This is a genomic window from Streptomyces sp. Ru62 (assembly GCF_002920615.1).
GTDB lineage: Bacteria > Actinomycetota > Actinomycetes > Streptomycetales > Streptomycetaceae > Streptomyces.
Genome location: NZ_PQSU01000015.1, coordinates 200959 through 218859 on the forward strand (window position 1 = coordinate 200959; position 17901 = coordinate 218859).

At 71.9% G+C, this 17901-nt stretch carries 16 protein-coding genes; 3 read left to right on the forward strand and 13 right to left on the reverse strand.

Annotated features, from left to right (window positions below; all coding sequences use genetic code 11):
- Positions 1-29: 29 nt before the first annotated feature.
- The 3 genes from C3492_RS46925 to C3492_RS21965 all read right to left on the reverse strand — a co-directional run bounded on the left by C3492_RS46925 (position 30) and on the right by C3492_RS21965 (position 2061).
- A complete protein-coding gene (locus C3492_RS46925) occupies positions 30-599 on the reverse strand; it encodes a hypothetical protein (protein WP_258055812.1) in 570 nt (189 codons plus the stop codon).
- Positions 600-896: 297 nt separating this feature from the next.
- Positions 897-1658: a hypothetical protein gene (locus C3492_RS46930; protein ID WP_258055813.1), complete on the reverse strand. Its 762-nt coding sequence runs from the start codon at positions 1656-1658 to the stop codon at positions 897-899.
- 151 nt (positions 1659-1809) lie between these two features.
- A complete protein-coding gene (locus tag C3492_RS21965) occupies positions 1810-2061 on the reverse strand; it encodes a helix-turn-helix domain-containing protein (RefSeq protein WP_103813501.1) in 252 nt (83 codons plus the stop codon).
- Positions 2062-2379: 318 nt separating this feature from the next.
- On the opposite strand from C3492_RS21965, the gene C3492_RS21970 reads away from it, so the two are divergent.
- Positions 2380-4929, forward strand: a complete 2550-nt coding sequence (locus tag C3492_RS21970) for an ATP-dependent Clp protease ATP-binding subunit (protein ID WP_103813502.1) — start codon at positions 2380-2382, stop codon at positions 4927-4929.
- A gap of 18 nt (positions 4930-4947) precedes the next feature.
- Here C3492_RS21970 and ggt read toward each other — a convergent pair whose 3' ends face one another.
- Positions 4948-6750: a gamma-glutamyltransferase gene (gene ggt, locus C3492_RS21975; protein ID WP_103813468.1), complete on the reverse strand. Its 1803-nt coding sequence runs from the start codon at positions 6748-6750 to the stop codon at positions 4948-4950.
- Positions 6751-6859: 109 nt separating this feature from the next.
- On the opposite strand from ggt, the gene C3492_RS21980 reads away from it, so the two are divergent.
- Complete coding sequence (locus C3492_RS21980) at positions 6860-7606, forward strand: hypothetical protein (RefSeq protein WP_103813469.1); 747 nt, start codon at positions 6860-6862, stop codon at positions 7604-7606.
- 108 nt (positions 7607-7714) lie between these two features.
- Entirely contained in the window at positions 7715-9280 is a 1566-nt protein-coding gene (locus C3492_RS21985) for a CocE/NonD family hydrolase (RefSeq protein ID WP_103813470.1), read from the forward strand.
- A gap of 48 nt (positions 9281-9328) precedes the next feature.
- Here C3492_RS21985 and C3492_RS21990 read toward each other — a convergent pair whose 3' ends face one another.
- The 9 genes from C3492_RS21990 to C3492_RS22030 all read right to left on the reverse strand — a co-directional run bounded on the left by C3492_RS21990 (position 9329) and on the right by C3492_RS22030 (position 17015).
- On the reverse strand, positions 9329-10207 hold the full coding sequence (locus C3492_RS21990; RefSeq protein ID WP_103813471.1) for an amino acid ABC transporter permease: 879 nt from the start codon (positions 10205-10207) through the stop codon (positions 9329-9331).
- Positions 10204-10848, reverse strand: coding sequence for an amino acid ABC transporter permease (locus C3492_RS21995; protein ID WP_103813472.1), 645 nt, complete (start codon positions 10846-10848; stop codon positions 10204-10206). Before C3492_RS21995 ends, C3492_RS21990 begins: the two co-directional genes overlap by 4 nt.
- Before the next feature lie 11 nt (positions 10849-10859).
- Positions 10860-11771: a glutamate ABC transporter substrate-binding protein gene (locus tag C3492_RS22000; protein ID WP_103813473.1), complete on the reverse strand. Its 912-nt coding sequence runs from the start codon at positions 11769-11771 to the stop codon at positions 10860-10862.
- Positions 11772-11788: 17 nt separating this feature from the next.
- Entirely contained in the window at positions 11789-12478 is a 690-nt protein-coding gene (locus tag C3492_RS22005; RefSeq protein WP_374938358.1) for an amino acid ABC transporter ATP-binding protein, read from the reverse strand.
- Between the two features lie 185 nt (positions 12479-12663).
- Positions 12664-13083, reverse strand: coding sequence for a DUF6278 family protein (locus C3492_RS22010; RefSeq protein WP_103813475.1), 420 nt, complete (start codon positions 13081-13083; stop codon positions 12664-12666).
- A gap of 15 nt (positions 13084-13098) precedes the next feature.
- Positions 13099-13878 carry an exodeoxyribonuclease III gene (locus tag C3492_RS22015; protein ID WP_103813476.1) on the reverse strand — a complete coding sequence of 260 codons (780 nt, stop codon included), beginning with the start codon at positions 13876-13878 and terminating at the stop codon, positions 13099-13101.
- A 45-nt stretch (positions 13879-13923) separates the two neighbouring features.
- Positions 13924-14559: an MBL fold metallo-hydrolase gene (locus tag C3492_RS22020; RefSeq protein WP_103813477.1), complete on the reverse strand. Its 636-nt coding sequence runs from the start codon at positions 14557-14559 to the stop codon at positions 13924-13926.
- A gap of 36 nt (positions 14560-14595) precedes the next feature.
- Positions 14596-15885 carry a 4-carboxymuconolactone decarboxylase gene (gene pcaC, locus C3492_RS22025; RefSeq protein WP_103813478.1) on the reverse strand — a complete coding sequence of 430 codons (1290 nt, stop codon included), beginning with the start codon at positions 15883-15885 and terminating at the stop codon, positions 14596-14598.
- 32 nt (positions 15886-15917) lie between these two features.
- Positions 15918-17015, reverse strand: coding sequence for an IS110 family transposase (locus tag C3492_RS22030; protein ID WP_258055816.1), 1098 nt, complete (start codon positions 17013-17015; stop codon positions 15918-15920).
- Positions 17016-17901: the final 886 nt, after the last annotated feature.

Genomic DNA, 17901 nt, shown 5'->3' on the forward strand with positions numbered 1-17901 from the left:
CACATCAGGACACTACCCACCCGGACCCGTCACGCGTGGTACCCGGCGACACGCAGGGCGTGCACGAGGTCCCAGTGCCGTTCGTCGGAGACGGCGAGCGCGGCCTCCAGCAGCAGGGGCACCAGGCGCCCGGGGTCGGCGGCGACACACCGGGCGGCCTCCTCGGCGGTGCGGACGCGCACGTGGGCGTCGAGCAGGGTCCGCGCCTCCCGCCGTCTGCCCTCGTCCTCCAGCCGCAGCACGGCCGCGCCGATGTGCTCCGCCGGCCGGGCCACGCCCTGCCGCAGCAGTTGCCGGCCGTCGCCGTCCCGGCCGGCCGCGGTGAGCGCGTCGGCGGCGGCGACTAGCCGCTCGGCGGGCAGCGCGGCGGCCTCCCACAGCAGCGTGGCCCAGTCGGCGCCGAGCCCGGCCCGGTGCAGGGCGTCCGCGAGCAGCGGCAGCCGGCCCACGGGCCACCGCGCGGCCTCGACCAGCACCACGTGGGCCTCACCGCTCCGCCCCTCGGCCCGCAACCGCGCCAGCCGCCCGACGACCCCGTCGACGGCCTCCCGGGCACCCTCGTCCACGACCGCTCCGTCCGGCACCGGTGGTTCCGCCACCTCCCCGACTCCGGCGAACCTGGCCCCTCGCGGTGACCGCGCCCCGCCGTCCGCCCCGACACCCCCGGAAGCCTGCGGTACGACGACGGGCGAGGCCTCCTCGTCCTCGACGACCCCGGCGAACCGGGCACTGCCACGGCGGCGTTTGCGGGGTTCGGGGGGCGGGGGACGGGGCCGGCGGAGGTGCGGGTGTGCGAGGGGGTGGCGCCGGGCGAGACGAGCGCCGAGGCACCCGGCAAGGAGGAACCTCCGTCTCGGGCACCGGCACCTGCGCCGGGGGCCGGTGCAGGGGGCACGTCAGGAGCGGGCGCCCAGGGGGCCGAAGCGGGCGGCACGACGCCGTGGCGGGCCTCCTCGGGGGGCCACTGCGGCCCGGGGACGGGGAGCCGCGGGCGGAACGGCGCGGGAAGGACGGACGGCGGCGTCAGGGGCGGCGACGTGAGGACGGCCCACGGGCAACCCGGCACCCGACTCCCCACCTACGCCCCGCCCGGCACCCGACTCCCCAGCCCCGCGCAAGCCCCCGGCCGCGCTCCCTCCCCCGGAGCCCGTGCGCCGGTCCAGCGCCTCCAAACGGGCGCGGAGCTCCGCGCAGCGGGACGTGGCGCGGGTGTGGTCGTCGTGGGCCCAGGCGAGGTCGAGCCGGAGGGCGTCGGCCTGGTCCCCGGGGACCGGCGTGGACAGCCGGCGGCTCAGTCCGGCATGACGTTCCGCGGCGTACCGCTGCTCGCGGAGCATGACGTCGAGCCGGTCGGCCAGGGCGTCCCGGGCGCCGGGCCGGGCGTCGTACGCGGTGACCGCGGCGGCGTGCAGGGCGCGGGCCCGTTCCCGCTCGGCCCCCGCGGCGGCGGGGCCGTACAGCGCGCCGAGGTCCTCCAGCAGCGCCTCCACCACGTCCCACGGCGGTACTTCCCGTCCGTCCAGGCAGGCGCGCATGCCGTCGGGGTCCCGCTGCCAGAAGACCCCGTTCCAGCCGCCGCGCGGATCGAGGCGCGCCAGCAGAGCGTCCAGGTAGCTCGCGAACTCCCGTACCCGACCGGAGAGTCGATCCACAGCCATCGTCCAGCTCCCGCCCGACCGCCGGCACTTTCGTCCGGGTAGGCAACACCAGTCGTGTTACGGGCTTGCTACAGAGAGTTTTCCGGCAGCACGCGGACCGCTCATTGCGGGATCTTGACCGTTGCGCGTCCGACCCCGTCGCACGGGCCCCTCAGACGGCCACCAGGGCACACCGGGCGACCAGGTCGTCCATGGACAGGCCGAGGACGCGGGCCAGCGCGGCCACGGTGAAGAACGCCGGCGTCGGCGCCCGCCCCGTCTCGATCTTGCGCAGCGTCTCGGCCGACACGCCCGCCTCGGCGGCGACCTCGACCATGCTCCGGTCGCCGCGCGCGGTCCGCAGCAACTGCCCGAGCCGTTCGCCGCGTTCACGCTCTTCGGGGGTGAGGGGGGTGCGCACCATGCGGCCCATTCTAATACCACCCCACACCCTTCCCCCATTCAAATACCGGTATGGTAATTGGCACGGCGGTCACGGAGAACCGGCCCCGAGGCGTGACGGCACGAGAAGTCACCGGAGAGGCGCGGGGCCGTGCACGGCGTGCGGCTCCGCTTCGCGGTCGCGGGCCACCACGACGCTCGCGCGGCCGCCGTCCCGGACCGGCCCCCACCCCACTGGGCGAACATGCCCACCCCCACGGATCGTGTCATCGTGGGCATGAGCAACCCGCCCCCGGGTTACCCGGCCGCTCCGCATGTCGTCAGCGAAGGAACCCACGCGATGACCAACGGCTACCCTCCTGACCCCTTCGGTGAATTCCTGGCCCGCTTCTTCGGCGGCACGGGCGGTGCCGGTGCCCCCGGGCCCCGCCACATCGACATCGGCCGCCTGCTCAGCCAGCCGGCCCGGGAGCTGGTCAGAGGAGCCGCCCAGTACGCGGCCGAGCACGGCAGCCGGGATCTGGACACCCAGCACCTGCTGCGCGCGGCCGTGTCGTCGGAGCCCACCCGGAGCCTGCTGAGCCGGGCGGGCGCGGACCCTGACTCGCTCGCGCACGAGATCGACGACCGGGCGGGCCCGGTCCAGCACCCGCCGGGCGAGGCACCGCCGCCGACCTCGCTGTCGCTGACCCCGGCGGTCAAGCGCGCCCTGCTGGACGCGCACGACATGGCGCGGGCGAGCGGCGCCGGGTACATCGGCCCGGAGCACGTGCTGAGCGCGCTGGCGGCGAATCCCGACTCGGCGGCCGGGCACATCCTGCACGCGGCCCGGTTCTCGGCGGGCGGCCTGCCGCCGGAGGCCCCGGAGAGCGCGCCGCCCCGCCCGGAGCGGCAGCGCCAGCGGCCCACCGGCACGCCGACCCTGGACAAGTACGGCCGTGATCTGACCGACATGGCCCGGCAGGGCCGGATCGACCCGGTGATCGGCCGGGAGACGGAGATCGAGCAGACCATCGAGGTGCTGTCGCGGCGCGGCAAGAACAACCCGGTGCTCATCGGTGACGCGGGCGTCGGCAAGACGGCGATCGTGGAGGGCCTGGCCCAGCGGATCGCGGACGGGGAGGTCCCGGACGTGCTGGCGGGCCGCCGGGTGGTCGCCCTGGACCTCACCGGGGTGGTGGCCGGCACCCGATACCGCGGCGACTTCGAGGAACGCCTCAACACCATCGTGGAGGAGATCCGCGCCCACTCCGACCGGCTGATCGTGTTCATCGACGAGCTGCACACCGTCGTGGGCGCGGGCTCCGGCGGCGAGGGCGGCGCGCTGGACGCCGGGAACATCCTCAAGCCGGCGCTGGCCCGCGGCGAGCTGCACATCGTGGGCGCGACCACGCTGGAGGAGTTCCGCCGGATCGAGAAGGACGCGGCGCTGGCCCGCCGCTTCCAGCCGGTGCTGGTGCCCGAGCCGACGGCCGAGGACACGATCGAGATCCTGCGCGGGCTGCGGGACCGGTACGAGGCCCACCACCAGGTCCGCTACTCCGACGAGGCGCTGGTCGCCGCCGTGGAGCTGTCGGACCGGTACCTCACCGACCGGCGGCTGCCGGACAAGGCGATCGACCTGATCGACCAGGCGGGCGCGCGGGTCCGGCTCGGTGCCCGGACCAAGGGCACGGACGTGCGCGCGATGGAGCGCGAGATCGAGCAGCTGGTCCGGGACAAGGACCAGGCGGTCGCGGACGAGGACTACGAGCAGGCGAAGCAGCTGCGCGACCGGATCGGTGAGCTGAAGCAGCGGATCGCCCAGGTGACCGGCGGGGACAAGGCCGACGAGGGCCAGGACCTGGAGGTGACGGCGGAGGCCATCGCCGAGGTGGTGTCCCGGCAGACCGGCATTCCGGTCAGCCGGCTGACCCAGGAGGAGAAGGAGCGGCTGCTCGCCCTGGAGCAGCACCTGCACCAGCGGGTGGTGGGCCAGGAGGAGGCGGTCGCCGTGGTGTCCGAGGCGGTGCTGCGCTCCCGCGCGGGGCTGGCCAGCCCGAACCGGCCCATCGGCAGCTTCCTCTTCCTCGGCCCGACCGGCGTCGGCAAGACCGAGCTGGCGCGGGCGCTGGCGGAGGCGCTGTTCGGCAGCGAGGACCGGATGGTCCGGCTGGACATGAGCGAGTACCAGGAGCGGCACACCGTCTCCCGGCTGGTGGGCGCCCCGCCCGGGTACGTCGGCCACGAGGAGGCCGGTCAGCTCACCGAGGTGGTGCGCCGGCACCCGTACTCGCTGCTGCTGCTCGACGAGGTGGAGAAGGCGCACCCGGACGTCTTCAACATCCTGCTCCAGGTGCTCGACGACGGCCGGCTCACCGACTCGCAGGGCCGGACCGTGGACTTCACCAACACGGTCATCGTGATGACCAGCAACCTCGGCTCGGAGGCGATCACCCGGCGCGGTGCCGGGATCGGGTTCGGGCCGGGTGGCGCGGACGCCGACGAGGAGGCGCGGCGCGAGCAGATCCTGCGGCCGCTGCGCGAGCACTTCCGGCCGGAGTTCCTGAACCGGATCGACGAGATCGTGGTGTTCCGGCAGTTGACGGGCGAGCAGCTGCGGCAGATCACCGATCTGCTGCTGGAGACCACCCGGCGGCTGATGGACGGGCAGGGCGTCTCGGTCGAGTTCACGAGCGCGGCCGTCGACTGGCTCGCCGAGCGCGGCTACCAGCCGGAGTACGGCGCCCGGCCACTGCGCCGCACCATCCAGCGGGAGGTGGACAACCAGCTGTCCCGGCTGCTGCTCGACGGCACGATCTCCGAGGGCAGCCGGGTGACGGTGGACGCGCGGGACGGGCGGCTGGACTTCCGCACGGAAGCGGACCGGCCGCCCGCGCCCGAACTCTGAGTCGGGCGGCCCCGGCCGTCAGCGCGTCGGGTCCACCACCATCGCCGAACCGCCGCCGCGCCGTACCTTCTCGGCGGCGGCCAGCCACTTGCCGCCCGGCAGCCGCTGCACGCCCGTGGCCGCGCCGATCTCCGGGTTGAGGCTGAAGGAGTGCCCGATGGCCTCCAGTTGCCTGCGCAGGTCGCTGTCGTAGAGCCCGGGTTCCAGCTCGGTCCGGGCCGCGTTGCGCTGGCTGGCGCGGGGTGCGGCGATCGCGTCCACCAGGGGCAGTTTTCGGTCCAGGAATCCGGTGAGCGTCTGCAGCACGGTGGTGACGATGGTCGCGCCGCCGGGTGAACCGAGCGCCACGACCGGCCTGTTGTGCCGGTCCAGGACGATCGTCGGGGAGATCGAGGAGCGCGGGCGCTTGCCCGGGCCGGGCAGGTTCGGGTCGTGCACGGCCGGGTTGGCCGGGGCGAAGGAGAAGTCGGTCAGCTCGTTGTTGAGCAGGAAGCCCCGGCCCGGGACGGTGATGCCGCTGCCACCGGTCTGCTCGATGGTGAGCGTGTAGGCGACGACGTTGCCCCACTTGTCGGCCACGGTGAGGTGGGTGGTGTTCTCCCCCTCGTACGTCGTCGGGGCCGCCGTACCGCCCTGGCCGCAGGGTGCCGGGTGCCGGGGGTCGCCGGGCGCGAGCGGGCTGGTGAGGACCGCGTCGTCCTTGATCAGGCAGGCACGGGAGTCGGCGTACCGCTGGGACAGCAGCTCCTTCGTCGGCACGTCCTCGAAGGCGGGGTCGCCGACCCAGCGGCCGCGGTCGGCGAAGGCGATCCGGCTGGCCTCGATGAAGTGGTGCAGGTACTGCACCTCGCTCGCCTTGGACAGGTCGGTGTTCTGAAGGATGTTGAGCGCCTCGCCGACCGTGGTGCCGCCGGAGGAGGAGGGGGCGATGGAGTACACGTTCAGGCCGCGGTACCACGTCCTGGTGGGCGCCTGGAGCTTGGCGCGGTAGACGGCGAAGTCCTTCTCGGCCAGCTTGCCGGGGCGGGCGTTCCAGCCGGAGGCGGGGTCCACGGGCGGGTGTTCGACCGTCTTGACGATGTCGTCGCCGATGTCGCCGCGGTAGACCGCGCCGATGCCCTGCCGGCCCAGTTGCTCGTAGGTGCGGGCGAGTTCGGGGTTCTTGAACGTGGAACCGACGACGGGCAGCCGGCCGTTCGGCAGGAACAGCTCGGCGGTGTCCGGGAAGTAGCGGAACCGGGTCTCGTTGGACGCGGTCTGCGCCCGGAAGGTGTCGTCCACCGTGAAGCCGTCGCGGGCCAGGCGCTCGGCGGGCTTCAGCAGCGTGCCGAGCCGCTTGCTGCCCCACTGGTCCAGCGCCTTCTGCCAGGTGGCGGGCGTGCCCGGGGTGCCGACGCTCAGCCCGCTGCTGACGGCGTCGGCGAAGGCGAGCGGCTTGCCGTTCTCCGTGAACAGGTCGGCGTCGGCGCTCAGCGGCGCGGTCTCGCGCCCGTCGACGGTGTGCACCGTGCGGGACTTGGCGTCGTAGTAGACGAAGTAGCCGCCTCCGCCGATTCCGGCCGAGTAGGGCTCGGTGACGCCGAGCGCGGCGGCGGTGGCGACGGCCGCGTCCACCGCGTTGCCGCCGTGCTTGAGCACTTCGATGCCGGCGGCGGAGGCGTCGGCGTCGACGCTGGCGACGGCACCGCCGTAGCCGACGGCCACCGGGACCTTCGCGGGCGTCCTGTTCGCCGTCGCACCGGGTGGCGCCGCCGCCCCCACCGACACCACGGCGGCCGAGACCGCCAGAACCGCCAGTTTCCGCGTGCCTGGACGACCCATCCGTACCTCCCGTCGGGACAAGTCCGCGCAGCGTAACCGGATGACCGGTACTACCGACAGTACGCCTGCGCACCGTGGCCGTCGCCCGGGCCCGCTACCATGCGCGGCCATGAACGACGACGTGCGCAACATCGTCCTCGGGGTGATAGCCGCGGGGGTCTCGGCCGCGCTGGGCTGGGCCGCCCGGACGTACCTGTGGAAGCGCCGGCTGCGCCGCAAGCAGGCCTTCTTCGGGCTGCCGGACCATGCCGAGTCGCTGCTGGTGGTCAACCGCAACGCGGGCGGGCCGGAGCTGTCGGTGATGCGGCACGACGTGTTCGCCCTGCTGGAACTGTCGGCCCTCATCAAGGACTGCAACGCGCACGCGCGGGTGGTGGCGCACGACGCCGCCCAGCAGGGGTTCGGCGAGCGCACGGAGTTCTGCCTCGGCGGTCCCGCCTCCAACCGCCGGATGGAGGCCCACCTGTCCTCCCTGCTGCCCGGGGTGCGGATGAACGCGGAGGCCGCGACGGGCCCGGACGTCGGCGCCTTCCGGATCGGTGGCGAGGAGTACCGCATGGACGGCGGCCGCAGCGAGTACGTGCTGCTCGCCCGGCTCACCGCGGACGGCGGCCGGGACACCCGCCCGGTGTTCCTCTTCTGCGGCCAGCGGGCGATCACCAACCAGGCGGCCACCCGCTATCTCGCCCGCCATCACGAGCGGCTGGCCCGCAAGTACGGCGGCGGCTCGTTCGTGTTGCTGCTGAAGGTGGTCAACTCCCAGGCGTACGGCCCGGATGTGGTCGAGCTGGTCGCGGACGTGACGCGCGCGGCGCGGACACCGCTGCCGGAGCCCGCCCCCGCCACCGCCGAGTGACGCTTCAACAATCTTTACCCGCACGTAACTTACCGACGGGTTACTTGCGGTAAGAGGGCGCGGTTACCGTCAGGTCACTTTGCACGGACACGAGTGAAGGAGTGACCCATGGGACACGGTCGCACCGCGCTGCGCGCCTCCGCCGCCGGAGCCGTCTCGGCGGCCCTGCTCGCCGGCTCCGCCGTCGGACTTGCGCCGGCCGCCGAGGCCGCCCCGAGCGTCCGGTTCGTCGACATCACCGGCGACGGCGGCACCGTACTGAAGGCCAACGTCCTCACGCCCGGGGGCGCCGACGGCTCACGCCGCTATCCGCTCATCGTGCTGCCCACGAGCTGGGGCCTGCCCCAGGTGGAGTACCTGGCCCAGGCCCAGAAGCTGGCCGACTCCGGCTATGTGGTGCTCACCTACAACGTGCGCGGATTCTGGCAGTCCGGCGGCCGGATAGAAGTGGCCGGTCCGCCCGACACAGCGGACGCCTCCAAGGTGATCGACTGGGCCCTCGCCCACACCCCGGCCGACCCGGAGCACATCGGCATGGCCGGGGTGTCGTACGGCGCCGGGATCAGCCTGCTCACCGCCGCCCGCGACAAGCGGGTCAAGGCCGTGGCCGCGCTCAGCGGGTGGGCCGACCTGATCGACTCCATCTACTCGGGCCGCACCCAGCACCTCCAGGCGGCGGCCGTGCTGGACGGCGCGGCCACCCTCACCGGCCGCGAGAGCCCCGAACTGCGCGCCATCTTCGACAACCTGTACTCGTCGAACCTGTCGAAGGAACAGGAGATGATCGACTGGGGGAGGAAACGTTCCGCCACGACCTATGTGGACCAGCTCAACAAGAACGGCGCCGCGGTGATGCTGGCCAACGCCTGGGGCGACACGGTGTTCCCGGCGAACCAGTACGCCTCCTTCTACGAGAGGCTGACCGTCCCCAAGCGGCTGGAACTGCGCCCCGGCGACCACGCGACACCCGAGCTCACCGGTCTGTTCGGGCTGCCCAACGACGTGTGGACGGACACCCGGCGCTGGTTCGACCACTACCTCGCGGGCGCCGACAACGGCGTCGCCCGCGAGCAGCCGGTCCGGCTGAAGTCCCGTGGCGCGGGGGAGTACGAGGGCTACCCGGACTGGAAGTCGGTCACCGCGACCCGGCGCAAGCTCGCACTCACCGGCTCGCCCACCATCCACGCGAACGTCGACTCCAGCGCGGACGGCGGGATCGTCTTCCTCTCCAGCATCCTGGACCAGGTCGCCCAGCTGCCGCCCACCGCCTCCCTGCCGCTGCTGCCGCGCCGCTGGGCGGCCGTGTGGCAGTCGGAGCGGTACGGCGCCGCGCAGCGGGTGCGCGGCACGGCCACCCTGCACACCACGCTCACCCCGACCCGCGAGAGCGGCACGCTCATCGCCTACCTGTACGACGTGGGCCCGCTCGGCATCGGCAAGCTCGTCACGCACGCGCCCTTCACCTGGCACGGGCGGACGCCCGGCGAGCCGTTCGCCGTCGACCTGGACCTGTTCTCCACGGCCTACGACGTCCCCGCCGGGCACCGCCTCGCGCTGGTGGTCGACACGGTCGACCCGCTCTACGCCGAGCACAACCCGTCCGGCGCGCAGCTGACCTTCTCCTCGCCCTCGGACGACCCGTCGTACGTGTCCGTCCCGCTCGGCGAGCAGTGATCTCCGGCTGCCGCCGGACGAGCCTGGCCCGTTGAACTGCCGCCCCCCTCATGCCTTCGGGGCCGTGGGGGGCACCCCACCCGGCAGCAGCGCCCCCGGCCCGGGAGCGGCGACCGCCACCCCCTTGGTCCTGGGGCTGCGCCGCTCCCGCCGGGACACCCGGTCGGCGAACCAGGAGAGCAGCATGCACATCCCGATGTAGATCGGCGAGATCACCATCACCACAGGGATGAACGGCAAATCGTAGTCCAGGTTGGAGGCGATGAGCTTCCCCGCGTGGAGGAACTCCTCGTAGGTGATGAGAAAGCCCAGGGAGGTGTCCTTCAGGGCGACCACCAGCTGGCTGATGACGGCGGGCAGCATGGCACGCACCGCCTGCGGGACGAGGACGTGCGCCATGACCTGGGTCTTGCGCATGCCGAGCGCGAACGCGGCCTCGCCCTGGCCGCGTTCGACGGCGTTCACGCCCGAGCGGAGGACCTCGGCGAGCACCGAGCCGTTGTAGAGGGTGAGCCCGGTGACCAGCGCGGGCAGCGGCTGCACCTTCAGCGCCACGAAGATGAAGAAGATCATCACCAGGACGGGCATCGCGCGGAAGAACTCCACGACGACCGTGGCGAGCAGGCGCACCGGCCGGTGGTCCGACAGCCGGCCGGTGGCCAGCAGCCCGCCGAGGGCGAGGGAGAGGACGGCCGCGAGGGCGAACGCCTTGAGGGTGTTGCCGAGTCCGCGCAGCAGCAGTTCCTGGATGCCTTCGTACGCGAAGGGCATCCACTTGGTGGAGGTGAACTGGCCGGTGGCGAAGAGGAGGTACAGGATCCAGACGAGGAGCGCGAGGATGACGACGGTGGACAGGACGGCGTAGAGGGCGTGCCGGCGGCGGGTGCGCGGGCCCGGGACGTCGTAGAGCGCGGTGGCCTCGGTCATCGGACCACTCCCCAGGTCCGCTCCAGCACGTTGAACAGGGCGCTGATGGCGAGCGTGATGACGAGATAGCCGGCGGCGATCCAGACGAACGTCCAGACGATGTCGTAGCCGAGTTCGTTGAGCGTCTTGTAGGTGCCGAGCAGTTCGGTGACGCTGAACGCGCCGGCGATCGCCGAGTTCTTGGCGAGCGCGATGAGGGTGGAGCCGACGGGCGGGATCACGGACCGGAACGCCTGCGGCAGCACCACCAGCGACAGGGTCTGCCCGAAGGTCATCCCGAGGCTGCGGGCCGCCTCCCCTTGCCCCTTGGGCACGGTGTTGATGCCGGAGCGCAGCGCCTCGCAGATGAACGCCGAGGTGTAGCAGCCGAGGGCGAGGACGGCGAACACCTGGAAGGGCAGGACCAGTCCGAAGCGGGGCAGGCCGAGCAGGACCGCGAAGAACAGCAGGGTGAGCGGGGTGTTGCGCAGCACCGTGACCCACACGGTGCCGAAGACCCGCAGCGAGGCGACGGGGGCGACCCGGAAGGACGCCATCAGGAAGCCCAGGGCGAGGGCCAGCAGGGAGGCGTAGACGGTCAGCTGGAGCGTGCCGAGGAAACCGTCGCCGTAGGTGGAGAAGTTGTCGGTCAGTACGTTCATGCCGTCCTCGGTCAGCTCGCCGGGTAGCGGTCGATGGCGGGAGGTCTGGGTGCGGGCACGCCGGACAGGCCGAGCGTGGCGTCGTACGCCTTCTTCCAGTCGCCGTTCCTCTCCCGGGCCGCCAGGGCGTCGTCGAGGGCGAGGCGCAGCGCGTTGTCGCGGTGCGGGACGCCGATGCCGTACGGCTCCTCGGAGAACGGCCTGCCGACGACCTTGAGTTCGCGGGGGGCCTTGGCGGCGTAGCCGATCAGGATGGCGTCGTCGGTGGTGACGGCGTCGACCTGGTAGGTGAGCAGGTTGTCCACACAGACCGAGTAGGTGTCGTAGGCGACCAGGACCGCCTGCGGGTAGTCGGCCTTGACGCGCTGGTACGGCGTGGAACCGGCCGCCGAGCAGACGCGTTTGCCCGCCAGGTCCTGCGGGCCGTGGATGTCGTCCTCGTCCCTGCGGACCAGGAGCGACTGACCGGCCAGGTAGTAGGGGCCGGCGAAGCCGACGAGCTTCTTGCGGCCCGCGTTGATGGTGTAGGTGCCGACGTAGTAGTCGATCTGGCCGTTCTGCAGGGCGGTCTCGCGATTGGCGGAGGCGATCGTGCGGAAGCGGACGGTCTGCGGCGGGAAGCCGAGGGAGGCGGACATCATTCTGGCGATCTCGATGTCGAAGCCGGAGTAGGTGCCGGTCGCCGGGTCCTTCTCGGCGAGGTAGGGCTGGTCCTCCTTGGCGCCGACGACGACGTAACCGCGCTTCTTCGCCCGGGTCCAGGTCAAAGAGGCGGGCAGGCGGAAATCCCGGGCCACCTGGTAGTGCGGGAGCTTCTCGGGCGCCGGGCCCTTGCCGGGCGGGCTGCCCTCCTTGCCGCAGGCGGCGGCCAGCACGGCCAGCAGGGCGCACAGGGCGCGGGGCACACGGGTGGGACGGAACACGGCTGGCACTCCCCCGGTCAGTGCGTGAGGATCTTGGAGAGGAAGTCCTTGGCGCGGTCGCTGCGCGGGTTGGTGAAGAACTCGTCCGGGCTGCGGTCCTCGACGATCCGGCCGTCGGCCATGAAGACGACGCGGTTGGCGGAGGCACGGGCGAAGCCCATCTCATGGGTGACGACGATCATGGTCATGCCGTCCCGGGCGAGCTGCCGCATGACCTCCAGCACCTCGTTGATCATCTCCGGGTCCAGGGCTGAGGTGGGCTCGTCGAAGAGCATCGCCCTGGGTTCCATGGCGAGCGCGCGGGCGATGGCCACCCGCTGCTGCTGGCCGCCGGAGAGCTGGGCGGGGTACTTGTCGGCCTGGTTCAGCAGGCCCACGCGGTCGAGGAGCTCCCGGGAGCGGCGGTCGGCGTCGCCCTTGCCGCGCCTGCGGACCTTGACCTGGGCGAGGGAGACGTTCTGCAGGACCGTCCTGTGGGCGAAGAGGTTGAACGACTGGAAGACCATGCCGACCTCGGCGCGCAGCCGGGCGAGGGCCCTGCCCTCCGCGGGCAGCGGCTGCCCGTCGAGCAGGATGGTGCCGGACTCGATGGTCTCCAGCCGGTTGATCGTCCTGCACAGTGTCGACTTGCCCGATCCGGACGGGCCGATGACCACGACCACCTCCCCCCGGCCGACGGTGAGGTCGATGTCCCGCAGGACGTGCAGCTCCCCGTAGTGCTGTTGACGTTCCGCAGTTCGATCAACGGATCGACGGCCATCCGCAGGCCCACCCACTCTCGGCTGTGTCCTGGTGCGCAACCTATCCAGACGACAGCGGAGCTGAGGAACGACACGCACCTTCCGGGCAATAGCCGTATTTACGCCAACAGGGGCATCCGGGGCAGCGGGTGTCAGGTCTCGGCGATCTCCGCGTACCACTGGGACAGCTCGGGAACCCCGCTCACCGCCCACGCCTCCCCGGCCGGCACCACCTCCACCGCACGGCCGGAGGCGAGGCGTACGACGGGCTCGCCGTCGGGCCGGATCAGCCAGGCGGCGCCGGGTACGGTGCGCACGACGACCGTGCCCAGGTACAGCCCGGCGTCGTGGCCCAGCCAGGGCAGGATCTCCGGGTCGTCCCGCCAGCGCGGGACCATCTGGTCCAGGGCCTCCAGGGAGGCCGGGGTGTCGTCGAGACGGACGCCCGCCCGGTCCGCCTGCGAGCGCAGCAGCTCGCACTCGGAGAGCAGCGCGGCGACCGCCTCGGGGTCGGCGCGGAGCGCCTCTTCCGCCTTCTTCGCGTGCCGGGGGCCCAGGAACGGAAGGTTCATGGACCCAGCGTGGCATCACACGTCCAGGTCGACCACTACCGGCGCGTGGTCGGAGGCGCCCTTGCCCTTGCGCTCCTCGCGGTCGACGTAGGCATCCTTGACGGCCTTGGCGAACGGCTGGTTGCCGTACACCAGGTCGATGCGCATGCCCCGGTTCTTCGGGAAGCAGAGCTGGCGGTAGTCCCAGTAGGTGAACGGGTGGTCGTACTTCAGAGGGCGCGGCACGACGTCGTCCAGGCCCGCCTCGCGCAGGGCGGCCAGCGCGGCACGCTCGGCCGGGGTGACATGGGTGGAGCCCTCGAAGGCGGCAGGGTCGTAGACGTCGTCGTCCGTCGGCGCGACGTTGTAGTCGCCCAGCACCGCGAACGGGCGGCTGCCCTGCGCGTCGCCGTACACGGCGGCCTTCAGCGCCTCGAACCACTGGAGCTTGTACGCGTAGTGCGGGTGGCCGACCTCGCGGCCGTTGGGCACGTACACCGACCAGACGCGGACCGGGCCGCAGGTCGCCGAGACGGCGCGCGGCTCGGTCACACCGTCGAAGCCCGGGTCGCCGGGCAGGCCCTTGACGACGTCCTCGATGCCGACGCGGGAGAGCACCGCCACGCCGTTCCACCGGCCGGTCGCGTGGACCGCGGCCTCGTAGCCCAGCTCGCGGAGCTGGTCGAACGGGAACTGCTCCTCGGCGACCTTGGCCTCCTGGAGGCAGAGCACGTCGGTGCCGCTGCTCTCCAGCCAGGCCAGCAGCCGGGGAAGGCGGGCGGTGATCGAGTTCACGTTCCAGGTAGCGATGCGCATGCCTCACAACCTACCTGGAGGGTCCGACAACGCCGGTCCGCGTGCTCAGACCTCGGTCCACGCCCCGGGGTGGAGCCGCTGGTGCTCCGTGCCGCCCAGGCGGCCGAGGTGACCCTCGTAGATCGGCAGGGCGAGGTCGGTGAGCAGGGCGTCGTGGACGTCGTACGCGCGCTGCGGGCCCACCTCGCGGACGTAGTCGATCACCTCGGAGATCTTGTTCCAGGGGGCCATCACCGGCACGAGCAGCGTCTCGACCGCCTGGCCGGGCACGGTGAGGGCGTCGCCGGGGTGGAACACCTTCCCGCCGTCGATCAGGTAGCCGACGTTGGTGATGCGCGGGATGTCCGGGTGGATCACCGCGTGCAGCTCGCCGTGGACCTGGACGTCGAAACCGGCGGCGGTGAAGGTGTCGCCGTGCCCGACGGTGTGCACCCGGCCCGGGAAGGCCGCCTCGACCTGGTCGGCGACCGACTTCAGCGTCCAGATGCGGGCGGCCGGGTTGTTCTCCATGGCGGCTCGCAGCCGGAACTCGTCGAAGTGGTCCGGGTGCTCGTGCGTGACCAGGATCGCGTCCGCGCCGAGGGCGGCGTCCTCCTCCGAGAACCCGCCCGGGTCGATGACGAGGGTCTGCCCCTCTTTCTCCAGGCGGACGCAGGCGTGGGACTTCTTCGTGAGCTTCATGTCTCCCCATCCTGCCGTCTGCGGCCGCCCGCGGCGCTACTCGGCGGGCGTGGTCTCCTCCCGGATCACCTGCTGGGCCACCCGGAACGCGCTGTTCGCGGCCGGCACCCCGCAGTAGACGGCGGCCTGGAGCAGCACTTCCTTGATCTCGTCCGGGGTGAGCCCGTTGCGCAGGGCCGCCCGGGTGTGGAAGGCCAGCTCCTCCAGGTGGCCGCCCGCGACCAGCGCGGTGAGCGTGATGCAGCTGCGGGTACGGCGGTCCAGGCCGGGCCGGTCCCAGATCTCTCCCCAGGCGTAGCGGGTGACGAACTCCTGGAAGTCCCCGGAGAACTCGCCGGCCTGTGCCAGCGCCCGGTCCACATGGGCGTCGCCGAGCACCTCGCGGCGGACCTTCAGCCCGGTCTGGTACCGGTCCGGCTGCCCGGCGGGCCCCTCCGGTACGGCGGCGGGGGCGATCTCGGCGACCGGCGCGGGCTGCGGCGCGGCGGCCGGGACCGGGACGGCCGGCATGCCCGGAAGGGCGGTCTGGCCGGTGTCGTAGGGCTGCTGCCAGGCGGTGGAGAAGTGGTGGACGAGCAGGTCGGTGACGGCGGCGGGCTGCTCCACCGGCACCAGGTGGGAGGCGCCGGGGACGACCGCGAGCCGGGCGTCCGGGATGCCGGCGACCAGGGTGCGGGCCTCGGCCGGGCCGGTGACCTGGTCGTCGGAGCCGACCAGCACCAGGGTCGGCACCCCCACCCGGCCCAGCTCGGGCCGTACGTCGAAGGACGCCAGGGCCTCGCAGGCGGCGATGTAGCAGCCGGGATCGGTGGTGCGGACCATCTGCACGGCCCACTCGGTGATCGCGGGCTGCGCGGCGGCGAACCCGCCGGTGAACCAGCGGTCGGGCGCGGTCCGGGCGATCGGGTCGAGCCCGTTGGTCCGCACGACCACCCCGCGCTGGCGGAACTCGTCGGCCGTGCCGAACCGGGGCGAGGCCGCGACCACCGCGAGGGAGGCGAGCCGGGCGGGGTGGCGCAGGGCCAGCTCGATGCCGATCGCGCCGCCCAGCGCACAGCCCGCGTAGCCGAACCGCTGTACGCCGAGCGCGTCCAGCGTCGCCAGCAGCCGGGCGCTCAGCTCGGCGACCGATCCGGCCGGGTACGCGGGGGCGCCGCCGTGACCGGGCAGATCGAACCGGAAGACCCGCCACTGCTTGGCCAGCTCCGGTACCTGGCGGTCCCACATGTGCCATGTGGTACCCAGTGAGGGACCCAGGATCAGGACCGGAGCGTCTTCTGGCCCGTCAAAGCGGTATTGCAGGGTGTTCGGGGGTGTCTCACTCACGCCCCAGACCCTCTCACGTCTCACGGACGCCCCTATAACGCGGGGGCGCGGGAAACCGGTCTGACCAGGTTGAATACCTCGCGGGCGGCATATCGCTTGAGGCATCGGATGATCTCGCGTCGGGTCTTGCCTTCCTGGGTGCGGCGTTCGTAGTACGCCTGGGTACGGGGGTCGTGGCGCAGGCGGGTGAAGACGATGCGGAGCAGGGCGGCGTTGGCCTGCCGGTCGCCGCCATAGTTGAGCCGGCGCGTGCTCCGACGGCCCGACGAATACTCGACGGGGCTGACTCCGCAAAGGGCAGCAAAGGATGCCTCAGTGTTCAGTCGCTCGGGGTTGTCTCCCATGGTGATCAGCAAGGTGACTGCGCTGTCCGGGCCGATGCCCACCGGTACGAGCAGCTGCGGGGCGTGGTGTTCGACGAGCTGGGTCAGGCGTTGGTTCAGCTCATTGATCTGCCCGGTGAGCTGTTCAATACGCTCCGCGAGCATTCTCAGGGTCATGTGGGTGGCCTGGGCCACCGCGTTCTCGCCGTCCTCACCGTCGCTTGGCCCGAGGCGTGCGCAGGTGCGGAACAGCTCGCGGTTGCCCAGACTGGAAAGTCGTTCCCGCAGTGCGGGATCGGCGATAACCAGAACGGCTTTGAGCTGGTTGATCGCCTGGGTACGGGCCTTGACCGCGGAGTCCTTGGCCAGCTTGAAGATCCGGGCGCTGTGCACCGGACCGTCGCCGGACTTGGCCCGGGCCCGGGCGCGGCCACTGAGCACCGCTCGCGCGGCGGCCTGAGCGTCGAGCGGGTCCGACTTCCCGAGCAGCCGGCGGGCCGAGCGGTCGGGCCGGTTCACTTCGAAGACCTGAATCTGCTGGGCCAGCAGGTAGCGGGACAGGCCCGCACCGAAGGTGCCGGTGCCCTCCACACCGGCCCGGCGCACCGTACCCCGCTTGCGGGCCCACACGAGCAACTGCCGGTAGCCGGCCGCCGTCGCGGGAAAGGACTCCGTTCCCAGGATCTTCCCGAGCGGGGAGATCACGGCGGCAACATGCACCTCGCCGTGCGTGTCCACGCCCAGGACGACCTCGCGCCGAACGGGCGGATCCGTGCTCGAGGAGGTGCTGCGCTGTCGGGTCGTCATGATGGTTCGCCTCCCTCGTGGTGACGTGCTGGCTAGGGTGGATGGCACCGGCCTGCTCGGGCGGTCTGAACCGTGATGGCGCCTGAAACTCGGTAAGGCCCCTATTGGGACACGCCCTGTGGCTCGGTACCTGCAGGCGCCATCCCGCAACGACAGTCGACAAGCCTGTGACTGGACACTTCGGTCATAGATCTCATGAGTCAGACCCCCGTCCGGGACGGCACTGCGCCACCGTCCCATCGATCCCGGCACAACGGCGTGACTCGATCACTGCCGGATGGCTTCGAACGAACCGGCGCTCAACCTGGCCTGGACCGGCTGACAGTACGTTGACTCTTCGTCCACTCGTGACCGACCTTGACGGACAGCCGTGTGGTCCGCCATCCCGGCAGTCCTTCGTTGGCCATTGCAGGAACGCCCTCAGACCCTCCCTTGTAAGCCGCTGGTCACAAATCCTGTAGGCACTGCGCGAGATCCTCGCCGGCTTCCCCTCGACTCGGCCACGAGGTGGATGCCTAGGCGGTTTCGGCCGAACTTCACGAGGAGTGGCCGGTCTTCGATACCTCTCCGAAGGCTCCATGGCCGACTCCTCAATCCGAAACCCACTGAGGACGGTGGACCGTGCGATGAGGCAACGCTCAGGACCTGGCAAGTCGCCTCATCACCACGGCTGCGGCCACTGCGGCGAAGAGCAGGGCCGCACGGGGCGGCCGTGGACGTCATCGGCGTGTAACCCCGTCAGATCCTCTGCTGTCCTGGTCCGCCCCACCACCACGCCTCGGTCGTCCAGCACCGCGACTGCCGGCCGTAAGGGGGGACATCCCGGCCGGGACCGGCACCAAAGACAACTCATAGCTGCTTGGGAGGCGCCTACCGAGTCGGCGTC